Annotated in this window: 10 protein-coding genes; 3 read left to right on the forward strand and 7 right to left on the reverse strand. The window is 62.2% G+C overall.

Going from position 1 to position 12,238, the window contains the following annotated elements:
- Positions 1-64 precede the first annotated feature (64 nt).
- The 3 genes from QA637_RS19940 to nuoH all read right to left on the reverse strand — a co-directional run bounded on the left by QA637_RS19940 (position 65) and on the right by nuoH (position 2,315).
- Positions 65-505: a CBS domain-containing protein gene (locus QA637_RS19940; RefSeq protein WP_153440007.1), complete on the reverse strand. Its 441-nt coding sequence runs from the start codon at positions 503-505 to the stop codon at positions 65-67.
- Positions 506-645: 140 nt separating this feature from the next.
- Positions 646-1,212 (reverse strand): NADH-quinone oxidoreductase subunit I, encoded by a 567-nt coding sequence (locus QA637_RS19945; RefSeq protein WP_153440006.1) that lies wholly within the window; start codon positions 1,210-1,212, stop codon positions 646-648.
- Positions 1,213-1,328: 116 nt separating this feature from the next.
- A complete protein-coding gene (nuoH, locus tag QA637_RS19950) occupies positions 1,329-2,315 on the reverse strand; it encodes an NADH-quinone oxidoreductase subunit NuoH (RefSeq protein WP_283066443.1) in 987 nt (328 codons plus the stop codon).
- A 341-nt stretch (positions 2,316-2,656) separates the two neighbouring features.
- On the opposite strand from nuoH, the gene QA637_RS19955 reads away from it, so the two are divergent.
- Positions 2,657-3,118, forward strand: a complete 462-nt coding sequence (locus QA637_RS19955) for an EF-hand domain-containing protein (RefSeq protein WP_283066444.1) — start codon at positions 2,657-2,659, stop codon at positions 3,116-3,118.
- A 71-nt stretch (positions 3,119-3,189) separates the two neighbouring features.
- Here the strand turns inward: QA637_RS19955 and QA637_RS19960 are convergent, their stop codons facing one another.
- The 4 genes from QA637_RS19960 to QA637_RS19980 form a co-directional block, all read right to left on the reverse strand.
- Positions 3,190-5,250 (reverse strand): ATP-dependent helicase, encoded by a 2,061-nt coding sequence (locus QA637_RS19960; protein WP_283066446.1) that lies wholly within the window; start codon positions 5,248-5,250, stop codon positions 3,190-3,192.
- 719 nt (positions 5,251-5,969) lie between these two features.
- Positions 5,970-9,122 carry an efflux RND transporter permease subunit gene (locus QA637_RS19970; RefSeq protein ID WP_283066447.1) on the reverse strand — a complete coding sequence of 1,051 codons (3,153 nt, stop codon included), beginning with the start codon at positions 9,120-9,122 and terminating at the stop codon, positions 5,970-5,972.
- Between the two features lie 35 nt (positions 9,123-9,157).
- Positions 9,158-10,303, reverse strand: a complete 1,146-nt coding sequence (locus tag QA637_RS19975; protein ID WP_283066448.1) for an efflux RND transporter periplasmic adaptor subunit — start codon at positions 10,301-10,303, stop codon at positions 9,158-9,160.
- Positions 10,304-10,354: 51 nt separating this feature from the next.
- Positions 10,355-10,963, reverse strand: coding sequence for a TetR/AcrR family transcriptional regulator (locus QA637_RS19980; protein WP_283066449.1), 609 nt, complete (start codon positions 10,961-10,963; stop codon positions 10,355-10,357).
- Between the two features lie 318 nt (positions 10,964-11,281).
- Here QA637_RS19980 and QA637_RS19985 point away from each other — a divergent pair, with 318 nt between their 5' ends.
- Entirely contained in the window at positions 11,282-11,725 is a 444-nt protein-coding gene (locus QA637_RS19985; RefSeq protein WP_283067276.1) for a pseudoazurin, read from the forward strand.
- A 318-nt stretch (positions 11,726-12,043) separates the two neighbouring features.
- The gene (napE, locus tag QA637_RS19990) at positions 12,044-12,238 is read left to right on the forward strand and encodes a periplasmic nitrate reductase, NapE protein (protein ID WP_327791022.1); all 195 of its coding nucleotides are present in this window, start codon (positions 12,044-12,046) and stop codon (positions 12,236-12,238) included.

A 12,238-nucleotide genomic window follows, 5' to 3' on the forward strand; every position in this document is an offset into this window, starting at 1 on the left:
GTATGCACCCCCCTCTGCCGTTGATGTGGTTCCTCTCGAGGGAGACGTGCAGCGGCTGATCTCGTCAGTGATAGTGGGTCCCGCAAATGTAGTCGTGCAGGTCCTGCTCCGTGCGCAGCGCTTCGTCGAGCCTGTGCTTGACCACGTCGCCGATGCTGACTACGCCGACAACGGAATCGCCTTCGAGCACCAGCACATGGCGGGTACGCCGCTGGGTCATCATCGCCATCACATAGGGAAGCAAATCCTGTGTCGAGCAGGTCGCCACGCTGCGGTTCATGATGTCGACAGCGCGCATCATCGCCGCCTCGGCTCCGTATTCCGCCAATGCGTTGCAGCAATCCCGTTCCGAAAGCGTACCCAGGTACTCGCCAGGGGCGCGGCTGACGACCACGAAACCGATATTGCTTTCGCGAAACAGCCGCAGCACTTCTACCATGGTGTGAGAAGGGGTGACCGCAATAACCCCGACGCCCTTGTTCTTCACGATATCGCCGACAAACATGTGAGCCTCCTGCCCTGCAGCGCCGTGCCTCAGACGCACAAAGGTCGCCGTAGCACTTTGAACTGGCGCACGATTTTACCCCTAAATCGCGTGCGATTTAAGAAGTCGTGCGGTCGCCCCGGGATTGACAGCTGGCGTGTTCACGTTCGGCGGATATTTCGCCACCAGTTGTAACCCTGCGGCTCGCTCGCCTCCACCAGAACGTCCTTTTTCGTGTCAAGGCGGGCGGCAACCACGCCGCCGCCGGTCGCCGCCTTGCCGGGCTTGGCGAGCAGGTCGTCACGCCCGATCACCAGGTCGTGCGAGGAAAAACTCGAGAATTCATATTGTTGGCCAAGGGCGATCGCATCCGCCGGGCAGGCGTCCTCGCACAGCCCGCAGAACAGGCAGCGGGCGGTGTCGATCTCGAATTTGGCCGGGCGTCGGTTGCCCTTCTCGTCCTCGTAGGGAACGACTTCGATGCAGTCGCAGGGACAGATCCGCGCGCAGAGTTCGCAGGCCACGCACTTGATCTCGCCCTCGTCGTCACGCTTCAGGAAGTGATGACCGCGGTAACGCGAATAGGGCAGCCATTTCTCCTTGTCCGGATACTGCATGGTCACGGTTCTGGAGAACATGTAGCCAAGGGTCAGCGCCAGGGCGCTCGACAGATCGGAGAAGAACGCCCAGCCGATCCAGGTTCCAGTTCTGTCCCATGTGCGCGACATCGCCGCCCCGCTGCCGCCTGTCTCCGATCAAGGAGAAGCTATGCGGCGTCTCAAAATACCACAGCGGCCTTGTTGCGCCGGAGACGCAGGACGCTGCAGGGAGCCGCTCTCGGCCCCTAGGAGAAAACCATACCGGTAATAATTATGTTCGCCATCGACAGAGGAAGCAAGACCTTCCACCCGATCGCCATCAGCTGGTCGTAGCGATAGCGCGGGAAGGTGAAGCGAAACCACATGAACAGATAGACGAAGAACGCCACCTTGAGCCCGAACCAGACGAGCGGCGGCAAGGGGATCAGCACGCCGTTCCAGCCGCCGAAGAACAGGATCACCGAAAGGACCGACACGAGCAGCATGATGACGTATTCGCTGACCATGAAAAATGCGAAGCGGATGCCGCTGTATTCGGTGTGGAATCCGGCCCCGAGATCGCCTTCCGCTTCCGCCAGATCGAAGGGGATGCGCTGCGCTTCAGCAAGCCCTGCGACGAAGAATACGAAGAAGCCGACCGGCTGGTAAACGATGTTCCAGACATCGGCCTGAGAGCGGACGATGTCCAGAAGACTCATGGATTGCGCCAGCATCACCACGCCGATGACAGCAAAGCCCATCGGGATCTCGTAGCTGATCATCTGCGCGCAGGTCCTGAGGCTGCCCAGCACCGCGTATTTGCTGTTCGCGGCCCAGCCGCCGAAGATGACGCCATAAACCTCGAGCCCGATCACCGCGAACACGAAGAGCAGCGCCACGTTCATGTTGGAAACGTAGAGGGAGATCTCGTTGCCGAGCACCGAGACGGTCTCGCCGAAGGGGATCGCGACGAACACCACAAAGGGCGGTGCGAGCGCCAGGATCGGTGCCAGCTTGAACAGGAAGCGGTCGGCTTCGGCCGGGATGTGGTCCTCTTTGGTGAGCAGCTTGATGCCGTCCGCCACCGGTTGCAGCATCCCGTGCCACCCCACGCGCATCGGCCCCATCCGCTGCTGCATATGGCCTGCAATCTTGCGCTCCAGCCAGGTCAGCGGCAAGGGCAAGAGCAGCAGCATTGCGATCAGCAACGCGACCTTGAAGACGATCAGGCCAAGAGCGACGATAAGTTCCATGTCCGCGGCTGCTTATCCAACGGGTTGAAACACGTGGCCGGACTTTGGCGCCGGCCGTGCACTGGCAATCTGGGCGCTTGTCTATCTGTACGGTACAACGGTGGCGCACGACACACAATGCCATCACAGTTCGGCCGCGGCTGCCGCGGTATGCGCCGGTCCAGCGTCATCAGCGCCCGGAGTCAACGTTCCCATGGGCGAGTTTCCCGACAATTTGATCCAGTGCAAGGTCGCGGGGCTGTCGCTGACCTAGGATATAATAGTCATCAAACGATTGGTTGGGAACGCTGATGGCTTCGAGCGGTTCTGACGGCGCTCACCTCACGGAAGGAGGACTCCTCATGACACTCAATGCATTGCTGCGTCCGGTTATGCTTGCCGGTCTTGTCGCCCTTGGCATGACTGCCGGGGCCGGCGCGCAAACAACCCAAAGCGACACGCACCATCCCGACCCTTCACCCGAGTCGCAGGCGCAGTCTTCCAGCCCGGACGGCGCGACAGGGCAGAGCGACCAGCCTGGCCAACCGGGTATGATGGGCCCGGGTATGATGGGTCCCGGCATGATGGGCCCGGGCATGATGGGCCAAGGGATGATGGGTCAGGACATGATGGGCCGCATGCCTATGATGGCCATGCGCGGGCACATGATGAAGATAATGTTCGCCATTGCCGATGCTGACGGGGACGGCAGCCTCTCTTTCGATGAGGTGACGGCCATCCACAAACGAATCTTCGACAAGGTGGATGCCAACAAGGACGGGAAAGTTTCTACCGAAGAGATTCAGGCATTCCTGCGGCCTTAGCCGAAGGACACCCCGTCCCCCTGGTGACGGTCGCTGCACCTACAGGGCCGCATGCTTTTTGCGGGCCGGCCCTATCGCCACATGTCGCGCATGCGCGCGGCGACGTCGATGCGGATCTGCTGGGCGTTACGCTCGGCGGTCGTCGGATTGGCCAGAGGCCAGGTTCCGGTTTCGAAGAATTGCAGGAGCGTCGCGGGAATAAAGCGCGTCCGGCTCGCATAGACGTGGCGGTCGCCCTGGGCATGCTGGCCACCGGTGAAAAAGCGCTGCGGCACCATCAGCGTCAGACTGTCCTTGGCGCGCGTCATGCCGACATAGAGCAGCCGCCGCTCCTCTTCGAGATCATGCGTCGTCCCGGTTCCGAGGTCGGACGGAATGCAGCCGTCGACCACATTGAGCATGAAAACGGCGCGCCATTCCTGCCCCTTGGCTGAATGGATTGTCGACAGGATCAGATAGTCTTCGTCGAGGAGCGGCACGCCCGCCTGGTCGCTGGTCGCATCCGGTGGATCGAGCGTCAGTTCGGTCAGAAAACGCTCGCGGCTCGGATAGCCGGAAGCGATCTGTTCAAGTTGCAGAAGGTCGGCCTTCCGGGTCTCGGCGTCCTCGTGGATGCGGTCGAGATGCGGCTCGTACCAGGTGCGCACCATGGCGATTTCCGCAGGCCATCCGGACCTGCGGAGACCCTGCAGCAATTCTACGAGGCGCACCCAGTCGTCCCCGCTTTTCGGCGGGGAAGGGATTTCGGCAAGCGTCATCAGCGGTTCGGGGTCGGCCGCAATCGCGTCCAGGATCTTGCCGGCGGTTTGCGGGCCGATTCCGGGGAGCATCTGAAGCAGCCTAAATCCGGCGACGCGGTCACGCGGGTTCTGGGCGAAACGCAGCACCGCAAGCATGTCCTTCACATGGGCCGAGTCGAGGAATTTCAGGCCGCCGAACTTCACGAAGGGAATGTTGCGACGGGTGAGTTCCACCTCAAGGGGGCCGCTGTGGTTCGAGGCACGGAACAGGACGGCCTGCTGCTTCAAACGCATTCCGGTCTCGCGGTTGGCGAGGACCTGCTCGACGATATAGTTCGCCTGATCGCTCTCGTCCCTGACCGTCAGCAGCTTCGGACGCTCGGCCGACTGTCTGTCCGTCCAGAGATTCTTGGTGAAGCGCTCGCGTGCAAGCTCGATGACGCCATTGGCAGCCGCGAGGATCGTCTGCGTCGAACGATAGTTCCGGTCGAGCGTGATGACGTCGGCAGGCGGGGAAAACTCCTTGGGAAAATCGAGGATGTTGCGAACGGTAGCGGCGCGAAAGGAATAGATGGACTGGGCATCGTCGCCGACGACCGTCAGGCCGCGGCCGCCGGGCTTCAGCGCCATCAGGACTGAGGACTGCAGCTTGTTGGTGTCCTGGTATTCGTCCACCAGCACATGGTCGAACCGGCCGCCGATGTCGGCGGCGAGCAACGGGTCGCTCACCATCTGCGCCCAATAAAGAAGCAGGTCGTCGTAATCGAGAACGTTCTGCGCCTGCTTGGCTTCGACGTATCCGGCGAACAGCGCCTTCAACTGGCTCTCCCAGCCGGAAACCCAAGGGTACCAGTTCCGCAGCACATCGTTCAGCGGCGTCTGCGAATTCACCGTCCGCGAATAGATCGCCAGGCACGTGCCCTTCGTCGGAAACCTGCTTTCGGTTTTCGAGAATCCGAGCTCGTGCCGGACGAGGTTCATCAGGTCGGCGCTGTCCTCGCGGTCATGGATGGTGAAATCCACGTTCAGGCCGATCTGTTCGGCGTAGATCCTGAGCAGGCGCGCCCCGATGCCGTGAAAGGTTCCGGCCCAGGCGAGGGCGTCCGTCATCACGCCGCAGCCGGCACCAAGCACCTGGGTACAGATGCGCTCGACTCGGCGCGACATTTCAGCGGCGGCCCTGCGTGAAAAGGTCATCAGAAGGATGCGGCGGGGATCGGCTCCATTGACGATGAGGTGAGCGACCCGGTGGGCCAGCGTGTTGGTCTTCCCCGATCCCGCTCCGGCAATGATCAGCAATGGTCCGCCGACAAGGCCGTGGTCCGGTCCGATGCCATGCTCGACGGCACTGCGCTGCCTGTCGTTCAGTTTTTCAAGGTAAGCTGCGCTCATTCGCCCTGTCACGTTCGTTCCGCAATGAGTCCGGCTCTGCACATAGCAGATCGCCGTCGGCGGCGGGTGAGGTCAAGCTGAAAAAGGACAAGAGTGGCAAAAGCCCCCAGCAAATGAACATTTCGGCAGCGCCGCGCGGCTTTTGAAGACGCATGAAGGTCGCGGTCACATCCCTGAATTGCAGCCATTGTGCGGCAGGCCGTTGTCTCAACGGCCAGCCCCCACCGCCCCCTTCCCCGCATTGAGCGGAACAAAGATGCGTGCATATATCTTCCCGACCTCAATCGCGCGGCAGCCTGCCGAGCAACAGCTCATTTCCCTCGGCGTTTCCGCATCGCCGACATTTCAGCATGCCTGCGATGGCCATCAGGGACGTGCGGCCACCGCGCCTTCGGGCAATCTGGCGACGATCAATGGGAGCCTGGTGCAGGCACTTCCCGCACTTGGCAACGAGCACATACCATTCGGGCAGCGTCTCCAGGGTCGAGGCGTATTCCGCGGCTTCCCCGGGCGGTGCCAGGTCGATTCCTCGCCGATGCCGCATCGTCATTCATCAACGCATGGCCGCCGCGCGTCAAACCGCGGTTGCCGCGCGAGAGACCTGCCGGCGGCGCAGGTCCCTGCAATCTGCGAGGCAGGTTTGTGACTTCGGCCTTTGCACCCCCATTGTGCCTGCCGGGGCGGCTTCGACCTGAAGGCCGCTCCACGCGGCATGGAGCTTACTCCGCCGCGATCGGCGTTGCAAAACCCTCGCGCTCCTCGACCGCGTCGTCTTGCGGCGTTGCTGCTTCCGGCTCCGTCTTCCGCGACTTCGGCTCGCGGCCGAAGAACAGCGCGTAGCCGGCCGGCAGCACCAGGATCGTGAGCACCGTCGCAACGAGGATGCCGCCCATCATGGCGTAGGCGAGCGGACCCCAGAACACGCCGCGCGAGATCGGGATCAGCGCCAGCACTGCCGTCAGTGCGGTGAGCATGATCGGACGGAAGCGGCGGACCGCCGCGCCGATGATCGCCTCGGCGCGCTCCATGCCGGCCGCGATGTCCTGATCGATCTGGTCGACGAGGATGATCGAGTTGCGGATGATGATGCCGAGGAGCGCGATGACGCCGAGGATCGCGACGAAGCCGAAGGGCGCGCCGCTGATGAGCAGTGCCGCGGCAGCACCGATGATGCCGAGCGGGCCGGTCGCGAGCACCAGCATCGCCTTGCCGAAGTGCTGGAGCTGCGCCATCAGCAGCACGACGATCACGACCAGCATGATCGGCGCCTTGGCGGCGATCGAGGCCTGGCTTTCGGCGCTGTCTTCGGCACCGCCCTGGACTTCGATCTTGTAGCCGGGAGCAAGGCTGTCTCTCAGGCCCTGAAGCTCATCATAGAGCTTCACCGTCACGTCGTTCGACTGCACGCCGTCAGGGAGCGTCGCGCGGACCGTGATCGTCGGCAGGCGGTCGCGGCGCCACTCGATGCCCTGTTCCATGACCGGGACGACCTTGGCGACCTGCGAGACGGGCACGAAGCCACCGAAGTCGGTCGGGACATAGACCGAGTTGACGGCCGAAAGCAGCTGGCGATTGCCGTCCGGCTCCCGCGCGACGATCGAGACGGTTTCCTCGCCGTCGCGGAAATCGTCGAGCGGCACGCCGGACATCGATGCCTGCAGCATCTGGCGGATACGTTGCGAGGTGACGCCCAGCGCCCGCGCGCGGTCCTGGTCGATCACCAGCTTCATCGCCGGCACCGGCTCCAGCCAGTCGTCGTGAACTGCACCGAGCAGCGGGTTTTCATTGAACTTCGCCTTCACCTCATCGGCGATGCGGCGCACTTCGGCGCGGTCCGGACCCATCACGCGCAACTGCACGGGCCAGCCGGTCGGCGGGCCGAGGAACAGCCGGTCGACCTTGGCGCGGATCGACGGGAAGTCTTCGGCGAGAACCGTGCGCAGCTTTGTAATCAGCCGTTCGCGGGCCGGCTCGTCCTTCGCCATGACGAGGAGCTGGGCGAAATTCGGATTGCGAAGCTGCTGGTCGAGCGGCAGGAAGAAGCGCGGCGCGCCTTCACCGATATAGGTGGCGATGAAGCGCTTGTCCTCGTCGTCCATCATCCGGGCCTCGAGAGCCTTCGCCTGCTTCTCGACCTCCTTGATGCTGGTTCCTTCGGGCAGCCACAGATCGACCAGGATTTCCGGCCGCGAAGACTGGGGGAAGAAGTTCTTCGGGATGAACTGGAACGCCCAGAGGCTTGCCATGAACGTGGCGAGCGTCATGACGAGCACGATGACCCGATGGCGCACGGCCCAGCCGACGGTCGCGCGCAAGCGCCGGTAAAAGCGTGTGTCGAAGACGTCGTGATGGCTGCCTGCATGGTGGCGCTGCTTCAGGATCATGTAGCCGAGCCAAGGCGTGAAATAGACGGCGACGAACCAGGAGACCACCAGCGCGATGCCGACGACATAAAAGAGCGAGCGCACATATTCGCCCGCAGTCGATTCCGCGAAGCCGACCGGAATGAAGCCCGCGGTCGTGATCAGCGTGCCAGTCAGCATCGGAAAGGCGGTCGAGGAATAGGCGAAACTCGCCGCCTCGATTTTTACGAGGCCTTCCTCAAGCTTGCGCTCCATCATCTCGACCACGATCATCGCATCGTCGACGAGCAGTCCGAGCGCGATGATCAACGCGCCGAGCGAGATGCGCTGCAGGTCGATGCCGAGCTCGTACATGATCGCGAAGGTGGCGGCGAGCACGAGCGGGATGGCGATCGCGATCACCAGGCCCGAGCGCCAGCCGATCGACACGAAGGAGACGATGAGCACGATGATCAACGCCTCGACAAGCGCATGCATGAACTCGCTGATCGCGTCGGTCACCACTTCCGGCTGGTTGGCGATCTGGTCGACCGACACGCCGTAGGGAAGTGAGGATTCGAAACGCTCGTAGGTCGCTTCCACCGCCTTGCCGACGTCGGTGACATTGAAGCCTTTCGCCATGACCACGCCGATCTGGACGCCGTCGTGACCGTTGAAGCGGAACTTGCGCGAGTAAGGGTCCTCCAGTCCCGAGGTAACGGTCGCGATGTCGCCGAGCCGGATGACCTGGTTACCGGCGCGCAATCTCAGCTGGCGGATATCCTCGGCCCGATCGACGCCGCCTTCGACCGAAATGCGGACGGAGCGCGTGCCGGTATCGACGGAGCCGGCGAGATCGACATTGTTCTGGCCGACAATCGCGCTGCGCAGATCGTTGAGCGTCAGCCCGCGTTCTGCGAGCGCCTTGGAAGAGACGTCGATATAGATCTTCTCCGGCTGGTCGCCGATGATCGACACTTTCTCTACACCGGGCGTCGTCAGCAGCATGTCACGGCCCTGGATCGCGAACTTCTTCAGTTCGGGATAGCTGTAGCCGTCGCCACTGATCGAATGGAGCGTGATGAAAGTGTCGCCGAACTCGTCGTTGAAATAGGGGCCGAGCAGCCCTTCCGGCAGCTCGTTGGCGATGTCGCCGACTTTCTTGCGCACCTGGTAGAAGGCGTCGGCCACCTCTTCGGCATTGGTGTCGCCTTCGACCTGCAGCGTGATGATGGCGCTGCCGGCGCGTGTGTAGGAGCGCACGAAATCGAGGTGCGGCGTTTCCTGCAGCTTGCGCTCGATCTTGTTGACGACCTGGTCCTGCATCTCCTCGATCGATGCGCCCGGCCAGACGGCCTGGATGACCATGACACGGAAGGTGAATTCCGGATCTTCGCGCTGGCCCATGCGTACGAGGCCAAGCGCGCCGGTGATGATGATCAGCGCGAAAAGAAAGCGCGCGATGCTCGGGTGGCCGATCGCCCAGCGCGAAAGGTTGAACGGTTTCCTGTCCTCAGTGGAGGCGTGCATGGCCGTCGTTCCGTTCTATCGGTAAATGGAGAGGGTTAGCGAAGGACTTCGCCGGTTTCGGCAAGCGCTGACTGTTGTTCGGCCGCCGGCAGCTTCACCTTCAGGCCTTCCGTCATGAATTGCGTGCCGGCGGCAACGACGAGATCACCCGGCTGAAGCCCTTCGGCGACGCGGATGCCATCGCCGGTGAATTCGCCGAGTTTCACGTCGCGCGCATGCACCGTCGAGCTGTCGCGATTGACCACCCAGACGAGCTTCCGCCCGTCCTTTTCGGCAAGCGCGCTCAGCGGGATGGAGACCGACGGCCCGGCATTGGCGGCGACCGCCTCGATCGTGGCGGTCATGCCCAGCAGCACGCGCGGGTCTGTCGGCAGGCTGACGCGCACGGAAAAGGTCCGCGACTGCTGGTCGGCGCTGCCGGAAACCTCGCGCACCTTGCCGTCGAGCACAAGCGCTTCGTCCGACCAGAAGCGCGCCTTGACCGTCTTGCCCGGTTTGAACTCGGATATATCCATCTCGGGCACCGCGATCTGCACTTCTTTCTCGCCATCGACGGCGACGGTCACGACCGGCGTGCCGGTACCGACGACCTGGCCGATGTCGGCATTGATCGCGGTGACGATGCCGTTCTGGTCGGACTTCAGATCCGTGTAGATGACCTGGTTCCTGGCCTGGTCGAGCGAGGAGGCGGCGGCGTCCCGCGTGGAGACCGCCTGATCGTAGAGAAGCGTCGCCTGGTCGAGCTCAGCCTTGGACGAGAATTCCCTGGTGAAGAGCTGCTCGGCCCGCATCTTGGTGAGCGCCGTCGTTTCCACCTGCTTTTCGGCGGCAGCGAGGCTTGCCTCGGCGCTTTTGACGGCGAGCTCGTAATCGGTCGGGTCGATGCGCGCGAGCAGGTCGCCCGGCTTTACCCGGTCGCCGATATTGACAAGCCTTTCAGTGATCTTGCCGCCCACACGGAAGCCGAGATTCATCTCCGTGCGCGCCTTCACCGAACCGGAATAGTCGAGCTCGCGCTGATTGCCGGCGGCGGCGATCTCGACGACCTTGACTGGCCGGATGATCTCCTTGGTCTCCACCTTCTCTTCCGAGCAGGCGGAGAGGGCGACGGCGATGACAAACGCGGCCGCGAGCTTGGCGGCGACCGGGGTTCTCATTGCGAGGGCCTTTGGTGAAAACATCTCTGGCACTCCTGATCCTGTCTGCCGCCACGCGGCTCGAGTATGGTTCGATTATTTCTTCAGCGCTCTGATCGCGAATTCGATCAGCTCTTCGGGAGTCGCGCGGTTTTCCTTCGCGAGACACTGGGCCACGATCTGCGGATGACAGAGCGTGACGATACTGGCGCCGAAGCAGCGCGCGGCCTTTTCCGGATCCTGATCGGCGAATTCGCCGGCCTTGACGCCGTCGCGGATGATCTCGGCCAGCAACCCATCCATACGGTCGATGTGCTTTTCGATGACGTGCCAGTCCCGCTCGATCGCGACTACGACCATTTCGTGGACTTTCTTCTCGTCGAGCATGGTCTCGACCGTCATCTTGTGCTGCCCCTGCGCATAGCGCCGCAGCCGCTCGGAGGCGCTCAACGGGAGGCGCGAGGTCTCGAAGGCCTGCTGGTAGCTCGCGGCCAGCATGCGCGCGCAAAGCGCCTGGTGGATCTCTGTCTTCGAAGCGAAGAAGCGGTAGATATTGGCCGGTGACATTTCGAGGTCGCGGGCGATGTCGGCCACATTTGTCTTGCTGTAGCCGTAATGCCTAAACAGCCGCTCGGCGGTATCGAGGATCCGCGTCACGTTTTCCTGTCTGGTTGCATCGACGCCGGTGTCTGCGAGTTCGCTCATTTCTTCTCACGAATTACGAGTGACGATTTTCGAATTTCGTCAGTTTTAATCCGACAAACGTAACCTGTCAATGATCCCCGACGACGGAACTCCCGCCTAAAATCGGGTTCGCGGCGGAGATGTCGGGGTCGGAAGGGCCGCAAGGCACCGGCGATCATGTCGAAGTTCAGGTGCACGCGGTAACAAGAAGGCCGCGGCAATCAGCTGTCATGTGCGCGTTATTTGACGCGCGTCAAAGTCGACAGGTCGGCATCGGCCTATTTCCGGGAGCGACAACCACGGCAAGGGCCCGGTAGGTTCAACGGAGAAGATGAAATGCTGACAATGATGAAGAAGGGCCTTGGGCTCGCGGCAGCGGCAATGCTGATCACCACGCCCGCGCTTGCGGCGGACTTTGAAGTGCACATGCTCAACAAGGGCAAGGACGGCGTAATGGTCTTCGAGCCGGCTTCGTTGAAGATCGCCGCAGGCGATACCGTGACCTTCATCCCGACCGACAAGGGCCACAATGTCGAGACGATCAAGGGCATGCTGCCGGATGGCGCCGAAGCGCTGAAGAGCAAGGTCAACGAGAACTACAAGGTCACGTTCACCACGCCGGGCCTCTATGGCGTGAAGTGCACGCCGCATTACGGCATGGGCATGATCGGCGTCGTGCAGGTCGGCGACAGCCCGGCCAATCTCGACGCGGTGAAGGGGGCGAAGAACCCGAAGAAGGCGCAGGAGCGCCTCGATGCCGCCCTTGCGGCTCTGGCATTGTAAGCGGCGGCGCCGTCGATAGCGGGCGACATTCTGGCAGAATGATAAAGGCCGATGCGGCGCCACGCCCCATCGGCCTTTCTTCGGTGCCGCAATCGATGTTTCCACGCGCTGGCGTTGTAGGACATGCATTTTTTCGAAAATGCGAAATGCTGCAGACGCTCACTCCAAGAGAAACCCGATATTTTGCCCGGGTAATATATCCCATTGAATTGACAGATGTTATCTCTGTTCTTGAGGAAAAGAGTTTAGTTTATTTTCCTTTCTTTCCCGTCAAGGATTGTTACTATGTTGGCGAGTGCATCAACGGGGGACGTTAGCGTGTCAGAGTTATCTCCTCAGCAGGTGACGGCGCCCCCGCCGCCATCCCGACGACGCGAACTTCTGACATTTCTGGTGCTGGCCTTCGGCATCTGGCCGCTGCTCGCCGTCGCTGTCGTCGGCGGCTATGGCTTCCTGGTCTGGATGTTTCAGCTCGTCTTCGGACCGCCCGGTCCGCCGCCGGCGCCGCATTGA

Source organism: Sinorhizobium terangae (assembly GCF_029714365.1).
GTDB classification, from domain to species: domain Bacteria; phylum Pseudomonadota; class Alphaproteobacteria; order Rhizobiales; family Rhizobiaceae; genus Sinorhizobium; species Sinorhizobium terangae.

Excerpts from the sequence above, each read along its gene's own strand:
- nuoH (WP_283066443.1), bottom strand. The coding sequence starts at position 2,315 with ATGGAACTTATCGTCGCTCTTGGCCTGATCGTCTTCAAGGTCGCGTTG.
- QA637_RS19980 (WP_283066449.1), bottom strand. The coding sequence starts at position 10,963 with ATGAGCGAACTCGCAGACACCGGCGTCGATGCAACCAGACAGGAAAAC.
- QA637_RS19955 (WP_283066444.1), top strand. The coding sequence starts at position 2,657 with ATGACACTCAATGCATTGCTGCGTCCGGTTATGCTTGCCGGTCTTGTC.
- QA637_RS19940 (WP_153440007.1), bottom strand. The coding sequence starts at position 505 with ATGTTTGTCGGCGATATCGTGAAGAACAAGGGCGTCGGGGTTATTGCG.
- QA637_RS19975 (WP_283066448.1), bottom strand. The coding sequence starts at position 10,303 with ATGTTTTCACCAAAGGCCCTCGCAATGAGAACCCCGGTCGCCGCCAAG.
- QA637_RS19960 (WP_283066446.1), bottom strand. The coding sequence starts at position 5,250 with ATGAGCGCAGCTTACCTTGAAAAACTGAACGACAGGCAGCGCAGTGCC.
- QA637_RS19945 (WP_153440006.1), bottom strand. The coding sequence starts at position 1,212 with ATGTCGCGCACATGGGACAGAACTGGAACCTGGATCGGCTGGGCGTTC.
- QA637_RS19970 (WP_283066447.1), bottom strand. The coding sequence starts at position 9,122 with ATGCACGCCTCCACTGAGGACAGGAAACCGTTCAACCTTTCGCGCTGG.